Annotated in this window: 20 protein-coding genes; 5 read left to right on the forward strand and 15 right to left on the reverse strand. The window is 42.1% G+C overall.

Annotation, left to right across the window (positions count from 1 at the left end; all coding sequences use genetic code 11):
- The 3 genes from K1X66_07590 to K1X66_07600 all read right to left on the reverse strand — a co-directional run bounded on the left by K1X66_07590 (window position 1) and on the right by K1X66_07600 (window position 3,996).
- Window positions 1–1,326, reverse strand: coding sequence for a PilT/PilU family type 4a pilus ATPase (locus tag K1X66_07590; protein MBX7158231.1), 1,326 nt, complete (start codon window positions 1,324–1,326; stop codon window positions 1–3).
- A 59-nt stretch (window positions 1,327–1,385) separates the two neighbouring features.
- Window positions 1,386–1,811, reverse strand: a complete 426-nt coding sequence (locus K1X66_07595; GenBank protein ID MBX7158232.1) for a hypothetical protein — start codon at window positions 1,809–1,811, stop codon at window positions 1,386–1,388.
- Between the two features lie 85 nt (window positions 1,812–1,896).
- Window positions 1,897–3,996 carry a hypothetical protein gene (locus K1X66_07600; GenBank protein MBX7158233.1) on the reverse strand — a complete coding sequence of 700 codons (2,100 nt, stop codon included), beginning with the start codon at window positions 3,994–3,996 and terminating at the stop codon, window positions 1,897–1,899.
- Between the two features lie 33 nt (window positions 3,997–4,029).
- Between K1X66_07600 and K1X66_07605 the strand changes: the two genes are divergently transcribed.
- Window positions 4,030–4,455: a VOC family protein gene (locus tag K1X66_07605; protein ID MBX7158234.1), complete on the forward strand. Its 426-nt coding sequence runs from the start codon at window positions 4,030–4,032 to the stop codon at window positions 4,453–4,455.
- Window positions 4,456–4,466: 11 nt separating this feature from the next.
- On the opposite strand, the gene alc is transcribed toward K1X66_07605, so the two are convergent.
- The 7 genes from alc to K1X66_07640 all read right to left on the reverse strand — a co-directional run bounded on the left by alc (window position 4,467) and on the right by K1X66_07640 (window position 12,016).
- A complete protein-coding gene (gene alc, locus K1X66_07610) occupies window positions 4,467–5,465 on the reverse strand; it encodes an allantoicase (GenBank protein ID MBX7158235.1) in 999 nt (332 codons plus the stop codon).
- 31 nt (window positions 5,466–5,496) lie between these two features.
- Complete coding sequence (gene uraH, locus K1X66_07615; GenBank protein ID MBX7158236.1) at window positions 5,497–5,856, reverse strand: hydroxyisourate hydrolase; 360 nt, start codon at window positions 5,854–5,856, stop codon at window positions 5,497–5,499.
- A 9-nt stretch (window positions 5,857–5,865) separates the two neighbouring features.
- Window positions 5,866–6,378, reverse strand: a complete 513-nt coding sequence (uraD, locus tag K1X66_07620) for a 2-oxo-4-hydroxy-4-carboxy-5-ureidoimidazoline decarboxylase (protein MBX7158237.1) — start codon at window positions 6,376–6,378, stop codon at window positions 5,866–5,868.
- Between the two features lies 1 nt (window position 6,379).
- Window positions 6,380–7,963, reverse strand: coding sequence for a malate synthase A (aceB, locus tag K1X66_07625; GenBank protein MBX7158238.1), 1,584 nt, complete (start codon window positions 7,961–7,963; stop codon window positions 6,380–6,382).
- A gap of 94 nt (window positions 7,964–8,057) precedes the next feature.
- Window positions 8,058–8,777 (reverse strand): response regulator transcription factor, encoded by a 720-nt coding sequence (locus tag K1X66_07630; GenBank protein MBX7158239.1) that lies wholly within the window; start codon window positions 8,775–8,777, stop codon window positions 8,058–8,060.
- 5 nt (window positions 8,778–8,782) lie between these two features.
- Window positions 8,783–10,645 (reverse strand): HAMP domain-containing histidine kinase, encoded by a 1,863-nt coding sequence (locus tag K1X66_07635; GenBank protein ID MBX7158240.1) that lies wholly within the window; start codon window positions 10,643–10,645, stop codon window positions 8,783–8,785.
- A gap of 45 nt (window positions 10,646–10,690) precedes the next feature.
- Complete coding sequence (locus K1X66_07640; GenBank protein ID MBX7158241.1) at window positions 10,691–12,016, reverse strand: VWA domain-containing protein; 1,326 nt, start codon at window positions 12,014–12,016, stop codon at window positions 10,691–10,693.
- A 102-nt stretch (window positions 12,017–12,118) separates the two neighbouring features.
- Between K1X66_07640 and K1X66_07645 the strand changes: the two genes are divergently transcribed.
- Window positions 12,119–12,907, forward strand: a complete 789-nt coding sequence (locus tag K1X66_07645) for a M14 family metallocarboxypeptidase (protein MBX7158242.1) — start codon at window positions 12,119–12,121, stop codon at window positions 12,905–12,907.
- Window positions 12,908–12,950: 43 nt separating this feature from the next.
- Here K1X66_07645 and K1X66_07650 read toward each other — a convergent pair whose 3' ends face one another.
- The 3 genes from K1X66_07650 to K1X66_07660 are packed head-to-tail and all read right to left on the reverse strand — an operon-like array spanning window position 12,951 to window position 14,981.
- The gene (locus K1X66_07650) at window positions 12,951–13,748 is read right to left on the reverse strand and encodes a TIGR00282 family metallophosphoesterase (protein MBX7158243.1); all 798 of its coding nucleotides are present in this window, start codon (window positions 13,746–13,748) and stop codon (window positions 12,951–12,953) included.
- A 7-nt stretch (window positions 13,749–13,755) separates the two neighbouring features.
- Entirely contained in the window at window positions 13,756–14,598 is an 843-nt protein-coding gene (locus K1X66_07655; GenBank protein MBX7158244.1) for an ABC transporter substrate-binding protein, read from the reverse strand.
- Between the two features lie 26 nt (window positions 14,599–14,624).
- Window positions 14,625–14,981 carry a cupin domain-containing protein gene (locus K1X66_07660; GenBank protein ID MBX7158245.1) on the reverse strand — a complete coding sequence of 119 codons (357 nt, stop codon included), beginning with the start codon at window positions 14,979–14,981 and terminating at the stop codon, window positions 14,625–14,627.
- A 54-nt stretch (window positions 14,982–15,035) separates the two neighbouring features.
- Between K1X66_07660 and speY the strand changes: the two genes are divergently transcribed.
- Entirely contained in the window at window positions 15,036–16,193 is a 1,158-nt protein-coding gene (gene speY, locus K1X66_07665; protein ID MBX7158246.1) for a deoxyhypusine synthase, read from the forward strand.
- Window positions 16,194–16,257: 64 nt separating this feature from the next.
- Window positions 16,258–18,699, forward strand: a complete 2,442-nt coding sequence (locus K1X66_07670) for a DUF11 domain-containing protein (GenBank protein ID MBX7158247.1) — start codon at window positions 16,258–16,260, stop codon at window positions 18,697–18,699.
- 169 nt (window positions 18,700–18,868) lie between these two features.
- Here the strand turns inward: K1X66_07670 and K1X66_07675 are convergent, their stop codons facing one another.
- The gene (locus K1X66_07675) at window positions 18,869–19,828 is read right to left on the reverse strand and encodes a hypothetical protein (protein MBX7158248.1); all 960 of its coding nucleotides are present in this window, start codon (window positions 19,826–19,828) and stop codon (window positions 18,869–18,871) included.
- A 4-nt stretch (window positions 19,829–19,832) separates the two neighbouring features.
- Window positions 19,833–20,810, reverse strand: a complete 978-nt coding sequence (locus tag K1X66_07680) for a hypothetical protein (GenBank protein ID MBX7158249.1) — start codon at window positions 20,808–20,810, stop codon at window positions 19,833–19,835.
- Window positions 20,811–20,852: 42 nt separating this feature from the next.
- On the opposite strand from K1X66_07680, the gene K1X66_07685 reads away from it, so the two are divergent.
- Window positions 20,853–21,395, forward strand: coding sequence for a peptidylprolyl isomerase (locus K1X66_07685; protein MBX7158250.1), 543 nt, complete (start codon window positions 20,853–20,855; stop codon window positions 21,393–21,395).
- Window positions 21,396–21,408 lie beyond the last annotated feature (13 nt).

Here is a 21,408-nt window from a genome sequence, read left to right on the forward strand (position 1 = left end):
CTACTTTTGTAAATAAGGATAAAATAATTTTTTCTGATCGGCACGTTCGAAAGCTTCTTGAGGCGTGATTAAATCCGCGGTGAGTAATTCCATTAAGGAGTCGTCCATAAGTTTCATGCCTTGACGTTTTCCAGTTTGGATGACACCGGGCAGCATGAAAGTTTTACTATCACGAATGAGCGCGGCAACTGCAGGTGTGTTGATTAAAATTTCGAGAGCTAAAACCATGCCTTGACCGTCAGCGCGAGGTATGAGTTGTTGGCTGATAATGCCACGCAAAGATTCACTGACCATGACGCGAATTTGATCTTGTTGATCGACGGGAAAGACATCGAGCACTCGATCCAAGGTGCGTGCTGCGTTGGCAGTGTGGAGTGTGGAGAAAACTAAATGGCCTGTTTCTGAAGCGGTAATGGCTAACGAAATGGTTTCCAGATCGCGCATTTCACCGACCATAATTACGTCCGGATCTTCGCGCAATGAGGCGCGCAAAGCAGTGGCAAATGATTTGGAATGATTGCCGATTTCGCGTTGGGTGATATGGCAGTTGATCGGACTAAAGGCGTATTCGATGGGATCTTCCAAAGTGATAATGTGATCGTGGCGTGCACGATTGACTTCTTGCACAAGGGCAGCAAGGGTAGTGGATTTACCACTTCCCATGGGGCCGGTGACTAAAACAAGACCGTTTGTGTATTGAGTGAGAAGTTTTAGTTGATCAGGTAATTCTAATTCTTCCATGGTGCGGATATGCGGATTGATCAAGCGAAATACGGCATCGTAACCGCGACGTTGTTTAACAATACTTGTTCGGAATCGGCCTAGATGCGATGGAGCATAAGAAAAATCGCAATCGCCTTTTTCTTTTAAGCGATTTTTTTGTGTTTCGTCTAAAAAATTCATTACCAATTTCTCTGTATCGGCCGGTTGTAAAGGTGAGGCTTCAGGCCAAATCGGTTGCAACACACCGAAACGTCGCATAAGGGGTGGTGCTCCGACGCCAAGATGGATGTCGGAGGCTTGAAATTGTTGAGCGACGCGCAAGTAATCGTCCACGTTTTGACAGCTTTGTGAGGAAGCAGAAGGCTCACCTAACGTGGCAGTAGTGGGATCGGCGATAGAGGCTTGATTTTGGGATTCGGTGATGGCGTCGCGAAACTTTTTTATTTGCTTTTCATTTAGCAGTTGTTGTTCCTCCAGAAAATCCAAGGCCGAAGCGCCGGGAAGTTTTGCTAGAGCGGTTTCTACTGCTGCTTTTTGTTCAGGAGTAATCCAACCTTGTTCCAACGAAATGGAAAGCACGTAATCATTATACTGAACCGACATAAAAAAAGTTTATCGGACTGCTAAGGCAAGGGAAGAAAATAGTGAATTGATTTAATATCCTAAAACAAACGGAATCGTGGGCTGGTTAAAAAATAAATGCTTGCCCCATAAAAAAGAATGATAAGAATTTGTGCCCAAAGATAAGTCTGACTCAGGTGTCCGGTGCATAGGTTAATGATCCAGATCAATAAGCTGAACCCAATCACGGCAGCCAAAGCATAGCAAGCCCAAATTCGATCTGCCATAATTTCCACGGCGCTTAATATCATTCCTAAGGGAACCAAAAAAAAGAATAATTTTGTTGTGCCAAACAACTTAAAACAAACGGTGAAAGGGACGGCCAAATAAAAGCCGACTGCTAACATGTTTTTTACTGCGTGGGGCATAAAGCCACCGATTCCCAAAGACCATATTCCTTCGATTAGGACTAAAGCACAAAAAGCGGCCCAAACGAGGTAAATGAAACCAAATATTTTTGATACCATAGACTAGTAATAAATAATTAGAGCCAAAAATCGAATAAAGTCGAGTTTGCTTTTTAATGGTCGAAGGTTGCTAAACTTCAGTTTTTTAGTCGGTATCGAATCCTAATAAATTTCCCAGCCACCAACTGATGCCACGAAACGCTAATCCCAAAAGAGTTAAAGGATGTCGAAAAAGCACTTTTTTGATTTGAGAAGAAAGGTCTTCTTGAGGGTTTTTAAGAGTTCCCGAAAGTCTGACAGTAGCCCAGCAAAGACCATCTTGTTTCTCTTTGAAAACGGTAGTTTCGGCTTCGGGTAGCCATCGTAGTGATTCAGCTGGTAATCCGACTTTGAATTTTCCTGACAAGGTTTTATTTGGATTTAAAATGAAATAGCCTTTTAAGCCGAATTTGTCTTTGGCGAGAAGATCGATGTTAGAGAAACGAATATGTCCCTTCGCAAGTTTTTCCCATTGTAATGAAGCGCGATTAAAGGTGAGATGACGAAAAGTGGGGTCTTTTAAAAATCTGCTTAGCGATTTGAGAAGAGCAAGGTTAGTCGCTTTGCCTTGCTCAATACGCAAAGCGCCTTTTCCTGAGCCTTTTTCCCAATCATCTTTCAGTCCTGACCAATTAATCGTGCCTTGTGCATTTCCCGAAAGATGGTTTTTCAATCTTTCGGGAAGAAATGTTGTGATGGAATTCAAATGAAATTTGGATGTGAAGTTTAATCGTTGGGTCGCGAAATAATCCAATTTTCCTAATATTTGAAAATAGTTTGGGGCGTCAAACTCAAAGGAAGTGGCTTGAAAATTTTTTTTCCAATAAACAAAGTTGGCTCTTGCTTTTTTAAAGAAAAAATAATCGGGACAACGAAGAGAGTAAGTGTTTAACATGTTTTTTAAACGCTGAGGCGTCAATAATTCTGCGCCATCAAGAATGACATGGCCGGAGGCTTGAGAGCCTTCAATTTCTCGCAAAAGACCTTTCCACCAGAGTTTGCCGCGTAATTCTGCTTTCAAACGAGGTTTTAGGGTCATAGCTACCCAACGAGCAAGTGGCATGTCTGAAAAGCGCAGAGAAAATTCGCCTTCACTCGTTTTCCAATCATAGGCGGCCCAACCTTTCAAATGCATTTTATTGCGAACACGTAAATCTAACTCATCCACTTGAAAACGATCGTTACGGTAATCAAAATGGCATTGAGCTTGATCAAAATCCATTCTTAGCAAATCAGGATTTTTGTAGCGTTTTGCAATGGCTTCAAGCCAGGGCCAGGCTTCTAAATGTGTTTCTAATAATTTTAATTCGCCTGTGGAAGTGGTATTTTTACCAGAGGAATCGGTTTCCCAACGCATATTGCCTGTGATCAGTCCTCGCAAACGATCGTGTAAAAGAGGGGGTAGGGTTTGCGCAAAAGGCAACTTTTCCACGGCAAGCTGAGCGGAAATACTTTTATCGTTTCGCATGCCGATACGGCCTCGCAAGTTGACTCGCGAAAGATTGGTGCTTTGTCCTAGTAGAATGGCTTCTTCGATATCCGCTTTATCTCGTGTGATAAAAAGATTTAATTTTTTTACTGTTAAAGGGGGTAAAAGAGGGAAGTAGAGAGTGCCGTTTTTAATGGAATATTTAAAATCTTGGCCGATCATGGTCGCATCGATATGGACTTGATGCAAAATGCCCGTTCCGTTTTGAAAAGGAAACTTCACCTCAGCATTGGGACAGGTGATTTGAGGGCAATAAAATCGTTGAGGCATTAACCAAGCATACCAAGGACGCTTTTCCTTAGAGGGCTTTATTTTGATAGCATCATTGGGAGCGCGTAATACGAAATGGCCGCTTGCCACATCAATGCGATCCAATTGCCAGACACCTCGAAAAATAGCTGTGGGATTAAACACAGCTTGAATATTCGTGGCTCCAATGAATCCGATGGCTTCTCCGGGCCACCCCGTTGCTGAAAAATAAGGAGTGGAAATTTTCCAGCCTTCCAAAGATAGAGGGCCGAATGCACCTTTGACTTTTATCGCATTTGAAACAGCGTGGGATAGGCTCGAATGGATAGCTGGATTTTTGACGAGTTTTGGCAGGCGAGCTATTATCAAAGTATAAGTGAAATATAGGACAACGGAGCCAATAATTGCCAAAGTGCTAAAAATTAAAATTTTTTTTCGCTTTTTCAAAACGTAATAAAACGCTAACACGAGCTAAGTCATAAGAAACTAAAAATTAAAGAAATGAACCAATCCATTCTTCATATTGCTTTAATGGTAAGGGATTATGATGAGGCAATAGATTTTTATACGCGCAAGTTGCATTTTATTTTGGTGGAAGATACTTATCAACCCGCGCAGGATAAAAGGTGGGTTCTTATTGCTCCACCGGGTTCTCGTGAAACCACTTTATTATTGGCTCGAGCTGTTACACCTGAACAAGAAAGTTTTATTGGAAATCAAGCGGGTGGAAGAGTTTTTCTTTTCTTAAAGACGGATGATTTTTGGAGAGATTATCTTGATATGAAAGCCAAGGGGATCAAATTTATTAGAGAGCCTAAACAAGAGGATTATGGAACCGTAGCAGTTTTTGAGGATTTATACGGACATCGTTGGGATTTAATTGAGTTCAATCGAGATCATTCGATTATTACGCACATGATAGAATAGATTTAACGATTTTACTTAGCTTTTCCAATAATTCGCAATCGACTAACCCCGCCGTCCGGGAATATATTAAGTTTCACGTGTGTGCAAGAGCCGATCGATTTTAACTCTTTTTCAAAATAATGTTGAGTATGCGCTTGCAATTTTGTTTTAGGCAAAATTTCTTTCCATTCAACTTGATGATAAGTCAAACCGTCAACAGCAGTGTCTGGCAAATAGCAACCTTCTAAAGAAGCCGTGTCAGGATAATTTCCTTTAAAATGGTTGGTATCGATTTCAATCTTTTGAATTTCACCAGGAAGACCGAGTTTCACAATGCTCCAATCAAAGCCGGGTCCGCGTCGTCGTCGTGTTTCCCAACCTTCTCCCATATTCGCGGCACGACCGGGCATGATAAGATTATCTTTCGGACTAAAAAACATGTCACTGCAAGCTGTTACAATACCGCCATTTTCTAGCGCGGCCAAATCCAGCACTTGATCTTTTTTCTGGCCCAAATCAGGAATGACCTCGCCATACACGCGAAAACGGGCCACACCGCCGTCGGGATAGATGTTAAGTCGGAGGTGAGTCCAGCGTTCATGGTTACCCACAGCAAAAAGATTTTGAAAACCCGGTCGCAGCGGTGATTTAGGAAGAATTTCTTTCCATGCCCACGTCTCTGGCGAACCGCTTTCCTTTTCCACTGCACACGCGTCAATAGAAGCGTAAGCGGGATTATTTCCTAAAAAATGATTGGTATCGATATCGACACCATGAATTTTGCCAGCTAATCCCAAGCGAATGACGCACCAATCATGACCCGGAACTCGTTTGCGTCGACTTTCCCAGCCGTCCATCCATTTACCATTTTCAGTGAACTTATCCGGTATAAAAATGCCTCGACCCGGTTTTAATAAATTTTCTTTGGGCGCAAAAAAATCGTCACTAGCGAGCAACGTTTTACCGCCAATTTTTTCTGCAGCCAGATCGACTAATCCCACAAAGGCTGCGCTTTCTTTTGAAATATCCATAATGTTTTAAGTTTAAGTTTGAAAAAATTATTTAACTTCCGCGATAAGTGCTATAAGCCCACGGCGAAGCGAGTAAAGGAACATGATAAGAAGCTGAAGCATCCGAAATATTAAATCGAATAGGAACTTGATCGAGGAAAGGGGGCTGAACCAGCAGCGTTGACGCCTTTGTAGAAAAGTAACCCGCAACATCAAAAACTAATTCGTAGCGCCCAACTTTCATCTCATTTTCGTTCAAAAGTGGCGCATCCGTGCGACCATCCTGATTGGTTTGCACGGTTTTTAAAAGTTTTCTTTGATCTCCCTGATATTGCCAAAGTTCAATGCGAACACCTGCTGCGGGTTTCCCATGAACGGTGTCTAAAACGTGAGTGCTAAGTTTAGCTGCCATATTTTTATTTTAAAATTTGTCCGTTATTAAATCGCGTAAACGAAATTCTGCAATTTTATAAATTTCTTCTAAAGCAGTTTTCATTTCTTGTTCGCGACTGTTTTGTAGCCGATTTTTAAAACCGTTCAAGATTGCTTCTTTTTTATTGAGCCGTGCGCAAATGATAAAGGGAAAACCAAATTTTTCGCGATAAGCACGATTATTATTTTGAAAAAGCTGAATTTCCTCCGTCGAAAGTTGAGTCAAACCTGCGCTGGTTTGTTCCTGAGTGGAGGCTTGAGTCAGCTTACCTTCCAAAGCTATTTTCCCAACGAGATCGGGGTGAGCGTTGAGAAGCGCCAACTGTTTTTTTTCCGACGATTGAGTAACAATCTTACAAAGTTTTTGATGCAATTCAGAACCACTAGAAAAAGGTTGAAATTTCCATCCCTCTTCCGCAATCCATGGCGAATGTTCAAATACTCCGCCAAAGATTTTAGTGAATTCGCTTTGCGAAAGTTGATTGATTTCAGATAGGGTCATATTAATCCAAATATTCGTAAGCGGGCAGGGTAAGGAAATCACTAAATTCTGCGCTTTTTGACATGCGCGAAAAAAGTTCTACTGCCCGATCAAAATGGCCGTTTTCATAGCGTTCCTTGCCGATTTCGTTTTGAATTGTTTTTAGCTCTTGAGGCACTAGCGAATCATAAAGTTCCGCAGTGACGATTTGGCCATTAGTCAGTTTGGCGCCGTAGCGCAGCCATTGCCAGACTTGCGCGCGTGAGATTTCCGCTGTGGCGGCATCTTCCATCAAATAATAAAGCGGCACACAACCTAAACCGCCCAGCCAAGCTTCCAAATATTGGATGCCCACGCGCAAATTGGTTCGAAAACCGTCTTCGGTCATGGTGCCATCAGGCACTTTGAGTAAATCTTTCGCTGTAACTTGAACATCATCGCGTTGGCGAGAAATTTGGTTGGCTTGAGGCATGTGTTTGTCGAATGCTTGTAGCGCTACGGGGACTAATCCGGGATGTGCTACCCAAGTGCCATCGTGACCATCCGTGGCTTCGCGTTCTTTATCCGCGAGTACTTTTGCTAAAGCGGCTTCATTGGCTTGGGGATCATTTTTAATTGGGATTTGGGCAGCCATGCCTCCCATGGCGTGCGCGCCGCGTTTATGACAAGTCTTAATAACATGCAAAGCATACGAGCGCATGAAATGAGTTGTCATAGTCACTTGCGAGCGATCCGGTAATAAAAAACGGGAATGATTTCTCAATTTTTTAATGAAACTAAAAATATAATCCCAACGACCACAATTGAGTCCTGCTGAATGATCGCGAAGTTCATAAAGAATTTCTTCAGCTTCAAATGTGGCAAGAATCGTTTCAATTAGAACGGTTGCTCGCACGCTACCACGCGGAATTTTGAGAGTGTCTTGCGCGAAATTAAAAACATCGTTCCAAAGACGCGCCTCGAGATGGTTTTCCATTTTTGGCAGATAAAAATAAGGGCCAGAACCTTTATCCAAAAGGGCGCGCGCATTATGAAAAAAGAAAAGAGAAAAATCGAAAAGACTTCCTGAAATGGGTTTGCCTTGCCACAAAACATGTTTTTCAGGTAAATGCCAACCACGAGGTCGCACCATGAGCGTGGCAATTTTTTCTTTCAGCGCATACTGCTTGCCATTGGGTGCTGTAAAGTCAATCTTGCGTTGGATTGCGTCGCGAAGATTGATTTGGCCTTCGATCATATTTTCCCAGGTTGGTGAACTGGCATCTTCGAAATCGGCCATGAAAACTTTCGCGTCGGAATTTAACGCATTAATGACCATTTTGCGATCAACAGGGCCAGTGATTTCTGTGCGACGATCTTGTAAATCTTTGGGAATAGAAGCGACCTTCCAGTTTCCTTGTCGAATCGATTCGGTGCTCGCAAGAAAATCAGGTAGTTTGCCCGCGTCCAATTCCTTTTGGCGTTCGACTCTTTTTTGGAGCAGAGCATCGCGCCGATCCGAAAATTCTTTCACGACTTGTGAAACAAAATGTAAAGCCTCCGGGGTCAGAATAGTTTCTGAACCTTTTACCGGAGTTCCGAGAAGGGTTAAATCTGAAGCAGACATAAAAAGAATTAACGGAAATTTTTCTTAAAAGACAAGCCGATGTTTTTAGTTACTTGCTAGCACTTTCGCCAGCACAGCCAGAGAGGTATTTGAGTTACTTCGCCTTTTTTATTTTTGTCGAGGAGTCGGTCAATGGTATATTAAGTTTATAACCGACACCATGAACGCTTTCTAAAACGTTCTCATCAATTGCTGTGCCCAATTTTTTTCGGAGTTTTACAATTGTTTGATCCAGAGTGCGGGTGGTGCCGTAATAGTCGTAGCCCCAAACTTCATTTAGGAGACGATCGCGCGATAAAACTTCGCCAGGATGTTTGAAAAAAAGCTGCAAAACTTTTAACTCTTTCGGGGTTAATGGGTGCACGATTTTTCCGCGACTGAGTTGAAACGTTTTGGGATTAATCGTGGATTGGCCAATGGAAAAGACCCCGTCATGAACTGCAGACAAAGGTTGACGTCGACGCAGTAAGGCATGAATGCGCGCTTGCAATTCGCGAACTCCAAAAGGTTTTGTAACGTAATCATCGGCGCCCAAATCCAGTCCAATGACTTTATCCAATTCCTGGCTTTTTGCGGTTAACATTAAAATAAGCGAAGAGACTTTTCTTTGGCGCAGCGTTTTGCAGATGTCGTAACCACTTACTCCAGGCAACATGATATCGAGCACGATGAGGTCGGGCTTGAATTTTTCGCATCGTTCAATCACTTGATCGCCACGATCGCAGGTTGCGATTTCAAAATCGTCTTGGAGCATTTCTTCCAAGCCCAGACGAATGCTGGGATCATCTTCTACAATCAGGATTTTTGTTTTCATAAATTTCAACTGGTTTCCAAAGGCAATTCGAGCGTGAATGAGCTTCCACCGCCTTTTCGAGGTTCATAATCAATATCGCCTCCATGCGAGCGAGCAATTCTCCGTGCTAACGTTAATCCCAAGCCTGAGCCTTGAATGCCGCTGTTGAGAGAGTTGTGGGCACGGAAAAATTTTTCGAAAATCTTTTCTTCACAACCTTTGGGTACTCCATCACCACGGTCTTTTACGGAAATGCGCACTTTCGATTGATCCATCGGACAACTGATTTCGATGTCGATTCGGCGATTTTTGCCACCATATTTTTCAGCATTGGAGAGAAGATTGAGAATAATTTGTCCAATTGCGTCGCGATCAGCTTTGATGAGGCAAGAAGCCTGCGTGTTTTCCAGGTTTAATTGAAACCCATTTGCTTCTAAGTGAGGTTTGTAATTTGTCACAATGTCTTCAACGATTTTGACTAAATCGCAACTTTGCATGTCATAATTTTTTTCGCCCCGTTCCATGCGCGAAAAATCTAAAATATTATTAATAAGTCGCGTTAAACGATTGGCTTCGGAGGAAATGATTTTTAAGTAGGATTGTTGTTTTTCTTCAACGATGGTTTTGCCAGAGGTTAACAATTCTGAGAAAATTCGAATAGAAGTTAAAGGCGTTTTGAGTTCGTGGGAAACGTTGCTAACAAAATCGGTTTTTTGTCGCGCGAGTTTGACTTGGCGATGCAGATCGGAAAAGATGAGCCAGCCCCCTACGATAATGGCTAATACGAGAACTAGAACAATGAGGCTGATGGTGAGTTTTAAGGTTTGTGCGGATTGATTGAGTTTTTTAGGGTTAAGCAAATAGGCGGCGACTTCCCAGTGAGGCAACATTTCACCAATTTCTGTGGCGACAAAGGGGCGTTTCCAATCGGTTTGATAATCTTTTTCGCTTAAAGCGATGGGTTTGCCTTTTTCATCCAGAACCGCGAGACAAATTTCGCTGCCGTTTTCGTATTGAGGTTGATAGGCCGCAATGGTTGTTTTAATTTTTTCTCGAATTTGGTTTAAATTGAGTTGCGCCCCAAAAATGAGTTGAGGATCGCGAGGGGAACGATACCACATGATCAACTTTAATTGATTTTGTAAAAAGCGCGCTAAAACACCTGAAGTAGAAGTGCCCACGATTTGACGAAATTCCGCTTCTTGACTTTCTAATTGTGAAATCGCTTGGGTTTGCGGTTTTAAATCTTTTTGTGGAATAACGTTGCGAACGATATTGGCTTTGGGTTTGGAAACTAATCCTTTATCGGAAAAATCCTCTTTTTGGGATCGTTTCATTTTTGGAGTAGAAGCCTGAGAGGAGACAGGGGCTTGTTGAACACTTTCATTCAATGCTTCGTTTTCATAGGCCTTTTCTTCTGTTTGAAAAGTTTCGGATATGGGTTTTTCTTTATTTTCTTCAATCGTTTTTCTTTGATAAACTTCGACTGTTTCTTGGTTGTTGAGAAAAAGTGAGTTGTCAGTTAAAAATCGTTTCGCAACTGGCCCGTCCAAAGGGGAGGGTGAGAGAATCACGCCATCGACAAAAACAACAAAACCCACTTCTGCCCACGGCCATTTTGCAGTGAGCTCTCGATTAAATTCGGGAGCCATTTCGCGTAAATGACGATCGGCTAACAAATCTTCCACTTGTTGACCGAAGTCAGTTTGGATATCGGAAATGGTGTTGCGAATGGTTTCAGCAGTGGATTCGGTGGTGCTTTGATGAATTAACGCCTGTTGGCGTTCCATGACAAATTGTTGATCCCTCAGAGATCGAATGGCCAAAAAGGCTAGCAGCAAACTAGGAGTTAATACGGCTGCTAGAAAAACAACGGCCACTCGTCTCATGTCGGGATTATTCCGGAAATTATCGTTTACGGCAATGTCTGTTTATTATTTTGCGTTTTTTTGTTTATAAACATCCGATTTTAGCACTTTACGTTGTGATTTGCTCATCGAACCACTTTCCATATCTTCTGCTTGTTCGCGCAAGGCTTGTTGTTCTTTTTTAATTTTGGGTTGCATCGCAACAGGCGCGCTCGCATAGGCCGCATCTAATTTTTCCATTTGTCGATTTAATGTTTGGCTAGCGGCTCGATAATCATTAGCGTCGGCTTGTTCCACTGCTTTATTTCTTGCAGTCACATTGCCCATTAACTCCCGTTCTGTTGCTACGGTTTGATTGATGGAAGATTCGGCTTTTTTATGATCTTTGGTGTATTGAACTTGCACGGTTTTTTCTACCGTTTGCATTTTTCCTGATTCTGTTTCATCGGAAAAGGAGGTTTTTATTTTGGCAACGGTCAAGGTTTGATCCGGCTTACCTTTGGGCAAACGACAGCGTAAAAAGACGTAACGATTTTGGCCGGAAGCCAGTTGGTTAAGATTAATTTTGGCATAACCTTTCTTAAATTGTTCATCGCGACCCATTAAATCAATAGGTTCCACGCCAGGAGGCAAAGTGATTTCTAAGCAAATATTTCGGGCGACAACAGAAAAGAGTTCGCCTAATTCTTTAGAAAAAATGTCCGGTAAATCTTCAACATCTTTAACATAATAATAATTTGCATCGCTAGCTTCTGCTAATGAAGCCATCAAATCTTCATTGTAATCGTCGCCGATGCCCATGGTTGTGACGGCAATGCCATCTTTGGCAATGCGTTGGCCTAAAGCGCTGATTTCGGAGTTGGAACTAGGCCCAATGTTGGCGAGACCATCTGACAGTAAAATGACGCGATTAATTTTTTTAGCAGAAAAATAGCGTTGCACTTGGTCGGCGCCTTGTTCGACACCTGAGTAAAGTGCGGTGCCTCCACCGGCTTCAATTCGTGAAATGCGAGATTTCAATCGATCTTTATCTTCCACGGGTTGTGCTGGGATTAGGATTTGAACTTCGTTGTCATAAACTACGAGTGAAAAAATATCTTCGTCAGAAAGTTGATTAACGAGGGCAATGGCCGCTTGTTTGGCTTGCTCGAGCTTGGCGCCTTCCATTGATCCTGAGCGATCTAGCACGACGGCGAGATTTAAGGGGAGGCGATGGTGATGATGTGGAATGTGTGAGGCGGTGAGGTCAATTTTGATTGCCACCTCTTTTTCGTCATCGACTAAGAGCACTTCCTGATCAGGATTCACTTTAACTTCCAGGGTTTCCTTTGCGTGGACGGAAAAAATAAAAAGTCCGGCAAAGCCAATTAAGAGTAATCGAAATAATTTCATATATCATATGATGACATAGGTGGTGCAATGGGTTGTTATCGGGCTGTAAAAGAATTGTAAAAAAATTGTGATGGTCTATTGCTTGGTAGTTCTAATTATTGCATGAAATCTTTTTCCCCTTCTGTTTTTTCTGAAGCGTTGCATCGATGCCATGATTATCGAGCTTTGATTCAGGGATGGAAAAAAGCGGCAAAAAAAATGGGTGTAAAACTTCAGCCTTACAGTAATTATGATGGAGAGACGCTTTATTATTTAAGCAATGGATGCCCCGAGTCTTCAAAAGATTTTTCACTTTATCTTTCGGCTGGGATTCATGGCGATGAGCCTGCCGGGCCTACTGCGCTTTTGCGATGGGCAGAATGTCATGTAAAAGAATTAAAAAAAATCCATTATTTGATATTTCCTTGTTTGAATCCTTGGGGAATTAAAAATAATTTTCGTTACGATTCAAAAGGAAATGATCTCAATCGATTTTTTAAAGCAGGTGTGAAATTAGTCCCGTTTGTTGCGTGGCGACGATTATTGAAACAGTTTCGATTTGATGCTGCATTGATGTTGCATGAAGACTACGATGCGCAAGGTGTTTATCTTTATGAATTGGATCGAACAGGTGATCGTTGGGGAGCGGATTTGATTCAAGCAGTGCAATCCTGGATTGTGCCGGAACCGCGGAGAAGGGTGGATGGGCGACGTTGTAAGGATGGTTTAATTCAGCCGGTTATTGATCTGAAGCGGTTAAATTTGCATCCCGAAGCCATTTATCTTTATTTTCATCATACGGATCGTTCTATCACAATCGAAACACCTTCGGAATTTAGTTTGGCGCGACGTGTCGAAGCTCAAGTGGCGATGATACAGAAAGCGGTGCAGCGACTTATTCAAAGAAGGTGAAAATAGTTTGAGGTCGCAAAATGCGATCTCAAGTAGCCAAATTTTAAGGTGAATTTTTTGTTGCCTCACGAAATTGAACACGCTCAATTTTGGTTGCGAGTCCGGAAGTTTCATCGACTTCAATAAAAGCGCCGTTGATTCGAATATCGCGCTGGCTCAAATACCAACGTTGCGGAAGAAGGGTAAGGTAACGCTGAATGACGCCTTCTGCCTCGCGACCGATTACTGAATCATGTGCGCCACACATGCCAACATCGGTTTGATAAGCGGTGCCTTTTGGAAAAATTTCCTCGTCAGCTGTGGCCACGTGCGTGTGTGTGCCCACAACAGCAGAAACCTTTCCATCCAAAAATCGGCCAAAAGCAATTTTTTCGGAAGTTGCTTCTGCATGAAAATCAACCAAAATACAATTCGTTTCTTTTTTTATTTCTTTAAGAATTGGTTCGATCAACAAAAAAGGGTTATCTAATTCTGGTTTGATAAAGGTGCGTCCTTGGGCGTTGATGATGCCGAGTTTTTTTCCATTGCCTTGAACGATGACATGGCCTTTACCTGGAGTGCCTTCGGGGTAGTTAAGAGGGCGCAATAAGCGAGGTTCTGTTTCGAAATAGGAAACCACTTCTTTTTGATCCCAAACGTGATCGCCGAGCGTGATCACATCCGCGCCGTAGCGCATGAGTTCAATCGCTAGTTTGGAAGTGATGCCATTGCCGCCGGCTGCATTTTCACCATTGATGATCACAAAGTCGGGTTGATATTTTTCTTGGGCTAAAGGTAAAAGATTTTTTACGGCTTCGCGTCCCGGTTCTCCCACAACATCGCCTAAAAAAATGATTCGCATAATGATATTAAATAAATTCTATTTCTCCGACCTGGGGAATAAAGCCTTTTTCCGCACTACGATTTAAAAAAGTTTTTATGGCTTTTTTGCCTCGATCGCCATAGTCCAGGGTTAATTCATTCACATACATGCCGATGAACTGGTCTGCGTCTTGCGCGTTAAGTCCGCGTCCTAAAGGGAGAGCATGTTGCACACCAGCTTCGCGATGGGTTAGGCCGTAATGAATGCTCTTTTTTAAAAGAGTTGAAATGGATTGCATAGAGGTTTTGCCCAGAGATCGTTTGATGGCATTGCCACCTAAAGGTAAAGGAAGGCCATCGGTTTCTTGAAACCACCATTTGCCTAAATCTTCGCATAAAACAAAGCCCTCTTTTTGATAGGTGAGTTGGCCCTCGTGAATGAGTAATCCCACTTCGGCTTCGTTGCGATGTAGTGCGTCAAAAATTTGATCAAAAGGAACCATGACAAAAGAGAAAGCTTCACCGCCTTTGCCATCTAAATAAAGTTGTAGGGCAAGATAAGCGCTGGTCATTGTGCCTGGCACGGCGATTCGCACTTTTTTCAAATCTTTTTTAGCGTGAAATTTTTTCCCCACTAAAATAGGGCCGTAATTATCACCCATGCTTGCGCCGCTAGAGAGTAAAGCATAATGCTTCGTTAAATGAGCGTAGGCATGAATCGAAACGGCCGTGATATCGAGTTCTTGGCGTGTGGCGCGTTCGTTAAGGGTTTGGATGTCTTGTAAGATGTGTTCGAATTCAAATTCGCCCGTGTCGATTTTATGTTTGGCCAAGGCGTAAAACATAAAAGCGTCATCGGGATCGGGGCTGTGACCGAGAGTAAGTTTCATAAGAGAAAATTATTTCTTTTCAAAAATCACATAATATTTCGCGAAGTTTCCACATTTTCCCATGTCCCATAAAATCCTTTAGGGATAGCAAAACAGTCTCCGCTATGAAAAATTTCTGTGTTTCCTTCACGATCAGAAATTTTTACGATTCCGCTTAATAAATAGCAAACTTCGTCTACCGGATAGTTATCCATTAACAGCGTGCAAGGGGTGCATTCCCAAACACCCGCTGTGAACTGTCCAGAATCATCGATGAAATAATTGTAGCCAGTCTCAAATTTTTCACCAGCAACTGCAATTTCTTTGCTTTCCGAGTTGATATCTTGCAAGCCAATGCCTTCTGGACCATTGGAGTTGATTCGAGTTATTGCTAATTTTTTCATTTATTTTTCTTCTGTTGCCATTTGTTATAATGTGCAAAGTAAATCAAAAAACTCATGAGTAAAAAGAAATTTCAATCATTTGCGCGTCTTGCACCAGGAGGAATTAAAAAAAATATTTCTGCTGCTGATCTTATTGATAGCGCGTTTCAAGCTTACAATGGCGCGCGTTTAGCCGAAGCGTGTCGACTTTATACGGAAAAAATGTTGGTTTCGAAAGGCACGGTTGGAATGAGTCTCACGGGCGCTTTAACACCGGCGGGTTTGGGGCGTTCGTGTTTAGTTCCTTTGTTGAAATCAGGTTTTGTCGATTGGATCATTAGCACGGGGGCAAATCTTTATCATGATTTGCATCATGGTTTGGATATGGAACTTTATCGGGGTTCGCCCTTTATTGATGATCGTGTGTTGCGCAAAGAAGGTATTATTCGTATTTACGATGTTTTATTTGATTACGATGTCTTGCTTGATACGGATGCTTTTGTGCGAAAGGTAGTTCAAGGATCTGAATTCCAAATGACGATGGGCACGGATGAGTTTCATTACAAATTAGGTCGCTATGTTTATGAACGGGAAAAATCGCTAGGCATTGCGGGTAGTTCGCTTTTAAGTGCGGCTTATCAATGTGGGGTTCCGATTTATACTTCTTCGCCGGGTGACAGTTCTATTGGTATGAACGTGGCGGCGATGTCGTTACGCGAGTCGCGGTTGCAGTTTGATATTAATCGCGATGTGAACCAAACGGCTGCGATTGTTTATGATGCGAAAGCGCGAGGAGGTTTGAGTAGTGTTTTTATTCTGGGCGGAGGTTCTCCTAAAAATTTCATGTTGCAAACGGAACCACAAATTCAAGAGGTCATGGGGATTGAGGAAAAGGGGCATGATTACTTTTTACAATGCACCGATGCGCGACCTGATACGGGAGGATTATCGGGTGCGACGCCGGCTGAGGCGGTGAGTTGGGGAAAAGTGGATCCTGATAAATTGCCGGATTGTGTCGTGGCTTATGTTGATTCCACGGTGGCGTTGCCTTTGATTACAGCTTATGCTTTAAGCCGGGTAAAACCACGTCCTTTGAAACGTCTTTATAGCAAGCGCGATCAACTTTTAGAAAAATTAAAACAGCAATATCTTAAAACGGGCACGGTTACAAAAATTAAGCCTACAAAGTCTCGTAAGATTGCGAAACGCAGCAGTTCAGTAGGCTCGAAATAGGCTTGGAAACCCATACGCCATTTGGCGTATGGCCTTTTTAAACAAATTTAGCTAGTTTTTTATTATGAGAAAAAATATTTATTTTTATTGGTGGGCTTTGCCTTTGGTTTTGTTAGGTCTTTTTAGTCAGGCACAAGCTCAGTTTACTACCTTTCAAGGTGCTTCCATGGTCATTGGGCAACCCGATTTTAATACTATTAGTGTTGTAGTGGATCAAACCCATGTTCCTCATGCGAGCGCATCGGCCATCAGTGCGAAAGGCCATTTTGCAGTGGCTTGTAGCAATGAAGGTCGCATTATGATTTGGAATACGATTCCGACTAACAGTTTGCAACCTGCCGATGTAGTGGTGGGTAAACCCGATTTTGTGAGCGCAGCGCCAGGAGTTAGTCAGACGCTTATGAATAGTTCCATGGGGGTGGCGTTCAGTCCCGATGGTGAAAAATTGATTGCGTCTGATTCAGGTAATCATCGTGTTTTAATTTGGAATACAATCCCAACGGTAAACGGTCAAGCCGCTGATATTGTTTTAGGACAAACTGATTTTAACACTGGCACAACGGACGGAAATCCAAGTGCAACTAAATTTGAATACCCTACGGGTATTTTTGTAGCGCCGAATGGACAGATGTTTGTTTGTGATACGTTGAATAATCGCGTGCTACTTTATAACGATATTCCTGAGGCTAGTAATACACCGGCAGATATTGTCATTGGTCAAAATAATATGACTCAGGATAGCAATGCGAATGGAGTTAAATTTGTGAATCATCCTGAATATGTAGCCGTTTCTCCAGATGGCCGTTTGATTATTGGTGATCGCGATAATTTTAGAGCCACTATTTTTAATACCATTCCCACAGCGGATGGTGCTTCTGCTGATATTGCCATTGGCTTCGGCGGTTTCCCGGGAGATGGTGATCCAGGATGTGACGATGTGCGTTTTCAATCGCCAACGGGAGTTACGGTTTCACCTAAAGGTTTGTTAGCCATTGGTGATACAGAAAATAATCGCGTTTTAATTTACAACCAAGTGCCTGACACCAATTTCCCCTCGGCTAATGTGGTTTTAGGTCAACCTGATTTTGTTTCTAACACGCCCTTTAATACTGGCACCAATGCTCAATCTATGGTGCGACCGTTTGGTATCAATTTCGATCTTAACGGCCGTCTTTTTGTGAACGGTCCTGACATGAATCGTGTGATGGTTTTTGGTGACTTGCCAACCAATAAAGCGGAGTTAGCAGTTGATATTAGCTTCAATCTCGCCACTCAAGGCATCGGTGGATTGGTTCAGATGCTTGTGACAGTGAATAACAATGGTGATTCTACTGCGGATAATGTCGTGGTCTTTACGGCGCCCCCCGTTGGATTGGTTACAAATGGTGCACCGATTGTGAGCACGGGCACTTATAATATCGCTTCTGGTTTTTGGAGTATTCCCAGCTTGGCAAGTGGACAAGCAGCGACGTTAACCATTCCTCTTAGAGTCGATGCCAATGCGCAAGTGGATAACACGTTAACCGCTTATGCTTCCATTATGGCCTCGGATGCTTTGGATCCTATTATGACTAACAACGCTGATCGTGCGGAAATTGTCATCGGAGGAGTTATTATTCCTGTTGGAACGGGCATTTATGGTGATTTGAATAATGATGGTCGCCCTGACTTGCTCTGGCAGAGAAAGCTGAAACTCGATGGTTCGAAACAAACTGTAGTTGCGGGTTATTTAGCCAATGGCCAGGGTGGCTTTAGCAGTTCGGAACAAGTGCTGGCTTCCAATACGAAAAAGTTCAGCGTGGTTTCCATTGGTGATTACAACCGCGATGGTTTTTCGGATCTCTTTTGGCAAGGTAAAGTCAAAGTTGCGGGAAGTCGCAAGAAGATGAATATGATTCAAGTTTCGCTAGGAAGCTTAAGCAATGGATTTGCAAGTCCGACTGCTATTGCTACCAACACGGCAAAATTCAAGCTTGCTACATCACGTGATGTGAATGGTGATGGCATTGAAGACTTGCTCTGGCATGGAAAAATTAAAGTCGAGGGCACTCGCAAAAAACAACGTGGCGTCCAAGCCTATTTTGGTGATGCCAATGGGGGTTACCCTACCAATGCTTTCATAGCAACGAACACTCTCAAACGTGTGTTGGTGACGGCGTATGACTTTAACGCAGACCTTCGTAACGATTTGATTTTTGAAGAAAAAGTGAAAGAAGGTCGTAAACGTGTCAGTCAATTAAGCGTTTATGAAAATCAAGGCAATGCAGTATTTGATGGTAAAAAAGAACCGGGTAAACCTTATAAAGTCACTGCGCCAGAACCGAAGTTGAAATTTGCTGCAGCTGGTTTCTTCAATAATGATGGTATTATTGATGTGATCTGGCAACGCAACAAACGAAAGACTCGTTCTGCGATTGCTGGTTATCTCGATGACTCGGGTAAAGTGATTGACAGTCCCGAAGTGGCGACCAATAAGAAGCCCTGGAATATTGCAGGACCCAAATAAGTAGACTTTCTTACCCCACAAAACTTAGAGCCGACTTCAAAGTCGGCTCTTTATGTTTTACCCTTTTTATTTGGCAAAACTCAAAAGTTTTCTTATGGAAAGAAGAAAAATTATTTTTCCCGGGTAAAAGCATTGCGGAAAATTTTAGAGAATTGCTAGGGATGCAATATTAAGGTTTGTTTTCCTGAGGTTGAAACATTTTCATGCTGGCTTCTTGCAGATTTAAAATACTTTCTTGATAAGCTTTATAGCGTTTCAATTGTTCTGGATTTAAAATAGTTTGAGCGCGCGCTAAAATGCGTTCATTTAATTCTCGCTGTTTCGTGAAATAATCATCGCTTGTTTTTTGAGATTTTGTCATGGCGTTTAGCGCTTGATTATCTGACATGCGATTCAATCGATTGTGCTGGTATTCATCGATTAGAATTTGAGTGAGTTGTTCTTTTTGATAAGGTTGAATCGGCATGTCGCTAGAGGCCATTTGATCCACAAATCCGCCAACTACCATGCGTTCGGATAATGTTTTTTGATAATTTTTAAATTGAGTATATTGATCCTCGCCTAGCAGTTCTTTGATTTCATTTTTGACAGAATCATTTTTTGTTCTGATGCGAGAGTTAGTTCCGCCAAAAATTTGTTGAACTGACTCAAATTGTTGCATTTGCTCTTTTTCAATTAACGCCATTAACTTTTCTTTGGCTTCTGGAGAAAGCGTGGTGTGTTGAATGAAATCGCGATAATTTTTTTCTACCATCATGTGTTGTTGAGCGCGCATGATTTCTTTCATTTGAGGATTGGCCATAAGTTGAGCTAGGGGATTATTATTATTTTTCGCTTTTTCTTGAGTGGGTTTTGTTTCCATGGGGGATGGAATAACAGTGGTTTCTTCATTTATTTCTTGGTCATCACGGGCTTTGATGGTTTGAGCGATTTGTAGACGTCTTTTTTCGCGTTGTTCTTGTCTTTTTTCGAAAGCTTTTTCTGCACGTTTTGTTTGGGCTACGAGGCGTTCATTTAATTGATGGGTTTCTTGCCTTAAAGCTTTAGCGGTTTGCCATTGATAAACATTGGTCATCAGAAGAAGGAAGCATAATAGGCTAAGCGCAAATGTGGTAATGGGTTCTTTCATGTTTTTAATTTTGTTGATTTTGTTGATTCGCACGATCGCGAAATACTTTTAAACCAGTTTCTTGAATTTTTAACAAACCATTTTGAAATTCTTTAAATTGTTCAAGTTGTTTAGGATTTAATACGGTTTGCGCGCGCAATAAAATGCGGTCGTTTGCTTTTTGTTGGGATTCAAAATATTGTTGAGCAGTCGCTTCATCCCATTGGCTGAATTGACGCATCATATCGCGTTGTCGTATGCCGCTAAAAGGAGCGTTGCGGTTTTCTTCAATTAAAATCTGTAACATTTGATCGCGTTGGTAGGGTTGTAGGGGTGCTTCGCTGAGAGCAATCTGTTGCTCAAACTGGCGCATGGCTGAACGTTGTCCTATAGTTTTTTGATAGGATTCATATTGAGCATAACGCGAAGAACCTAATAGTTCTTGAAGTTCCGATTCCATTTTATTTTCTGTTTCCGCGTTTAATTGATTGGTGGGAGAGTTGGACGGCCAGCGACGATTTCGTTCGGGAAATTGTGTCTGATTTTGTGCAAGGATATCTAAAAATTTTTCTCGTTCCTTTGGCGATAAACCAATTTGGTTAACAAAATCTTTATAAGTATCTGCCAAAAAACCACGCTGTCGCGCTTTGATGAACTCTTGCATTTCTGGAGTGCGAAAAAGCTCGCGAAAAGGGTTGTCTTGATTGTTGTTGCCGTTTGCGGATTTACTGTTTCCTTTCTTAGTGAGATCCATTTGATTAGTTAGTTTAGCATATTGGGCTTGGGATTTTTCTTTTTCCAGGGTGTGAATGCGCTTTTTTAATAAATCCTTTTTTCGTTCGGAAGATCCTTTCTCAGCCATTTTATCCTGTGTGAGATAATCATTTAAAAAATTTTGCAAGGCGGCTTGACGTTTTAAGGTCGATTGATGAATGTGCCATTGATAAGCATTAACCACTAACGAGCCAATGCATACGAAGCCGACAAGGATTTGTCTTTTCATTAGTTCAAGTTTAGTTAATATTAACTTCTGTCACAAGTCATTATGAAACGAATTTTTCTTCTTTCATTATTTTTAATCTTAACCGGAGTTCCCATGTCTGAAGCTGCTGAAACCAATACTGTGTCTCATCCTGTTATTCGTATGACCACTTCCAAAGGAGCTTTTGATATTGAACTTTATCCTGAATATGCGCCTAAACATGTGGAGCGCATTTTAATTTTGGTAGAGAAAAAATTTTATAATGGTATTCGTTTTCATCGGATTGTGCCCAATTTTGTGGCTCAAGCAGGTGATCCTGCTACGAAAAAGGGCCTGGATCAGCGTAACATTGGGTCAGGTGGCTCTGACCTTCCAGATATTCCTTTGGAAGTTACACCTAAAATAACTCATCAACGAGGCATGGTCGGTATGGCACGAGCATCAGATCCCGATTCAGCCAATAGTCAATTTTATATTGCTCTTAAGGACATTCATCAACTCGATATGCAATACACTGTTTTTGGCCGTGTGTTAAATGACGGCGTGAAAGTAGTGGATCAACTCAAAGTCGGGGATCAAATTATTGATGTGAAAAAACTGGATTGAAGGAGAAAAAAAC

The organism is Verrucomicrobiia bacterium (assembly GCA_019694135.1).
Lineage (GTDB): Bacteria > Verrucomicrobiota > Verrucomicrobiia > JADLBR01 > JAIBCM01 > JAIBCM01.

Bases quoted from the DNA above. Each gene is read 5' to 3' on its own strand.
- aceB (MBX7158238.1), bottom strand. From the start codon at position 7,963: ATGTCTGCTTCAGATTTAACCCTTCTCGGAACTCCGGTAAAAGGTTCA.
- K1X66_07670 (MBX7158247.1), top strand. From the start codon at position 16,258: ATGAGAAAAAATATTTATTTTTATTGGTGGGCTTTGCCTTTGGTTTTG.
- K1X66_07650 (MBX7158243.1), bottom strand. From the start codon at position 13,748: ATGCGAATCATTTTTTTAGGCGATGTTGTGGGAGAACCGGGACGCGAA.
- K1X66_07660 (MBX7158245.1), bottom strand. From the start codon at position 14,981: ATGAAAAAATTAGCAATAACTCGAATCAACTCCAATGGTCCAGAAGGC.
- K1X66_07640 (MBX7158241.1), bottom strand. From the start codon at position 12,016: ATGAAATTATTTCGATTACTCTTAATTGGCTTTGCCGGACTTTTTATT.
- K1X66_07635 (MBX7158240.1), bottom strand. From the start codon at position 10,645: ATGAGACGAGTGGCCGTTGTTTTTCTAGCAGCCGTATTAACTCCTAGT.
- K1X66_07645 (MBX7158242.1), top strand. From the start codon at position 12,119: ATGAAATCTTTTTCCCCTTCTGTTTTTTCTGAAGCGTTGCATCGATGC.
- K1X66_07675 (MBX7158248.1), bottom strand. From the start codon at position 19,828: ATGAAAGAACCCATTACCACATTTGCGCTTAGCCTATTATGCTTCCTT.
- K1X66_07630 (MBX7158239.1), bottom strand. From the start codon at position 8,777: ATGAAAACAAAAATCCTGATTGTAGAAGATGATCCCAGCATTCGTCTG.
- uraH (MBX7158236.1), bottom strand. From the start codon at position 5,856: ATGGCAGCTAAACTTAGCACTCACGTTTTAGACACCGTTCATGGGAAA.
- K1X66_07685 (MBX7158250.1), top strand. From the start codon at position 20,853: ATGAAACGAATTTTTCTTCTTTCATTATTTTTAATCTTAACCGGAGTT.
- K1X66_07680 (MBX7158249.1), bottom strand. From the start codon at position 20,810: ATGAAAAGACAAATCCTTGTCGGCTTCGTATGCATTGGCTCGTTAGTG.
- K1X66_07605 (MBX7158234.1), top strand. From the start codon at position 4,030: ATGAACCAATCCATTCTTCATATTGCTTTAATGGTAAGGGATTATGAT.
- speY (MBX7158246.1), top strand. From the start codon at position 15,036: ATGAGTAAAAAGAAATTTCAATCATTTGCGCGTCTTGCACCAGGAGGA.
- K1X66_07595 (MBX7158232.1), bottom strand. From the start codon at position 1,811: ATGGTATCAAAAATATTTGGTTTCATTTACCTCGTTTGGGCCGCTTTT.
- K1X66_07590 (MBX7158231.1), bottom strand. From the start codon at position 1,326: ATGTCGGTTCAGTATAATGATTACGTGCTTTCCATTTCGTTGGAACAA.
- alc (MBX7158235.1), bottom strand. From the start codon at position 5,465: ATGGATATTTCAAAAGAAAGCGCAGCCTTTGTGGGATTAGTCGATCTG.
- K1X66_07655 (MBX7158244.1), bottom strand. From the start codon at position 14,598: ATGAAACTTACTCTCGGTCACAGCCCCGATCCCGATGACGCTTTTATG.
- uraD (MBX7158237.1), bottom strand. From the start codon at position 6,378: ATGACCCTATCTGAAATCAATCAACTTTCGCAAAGCGAATTCACTAAA.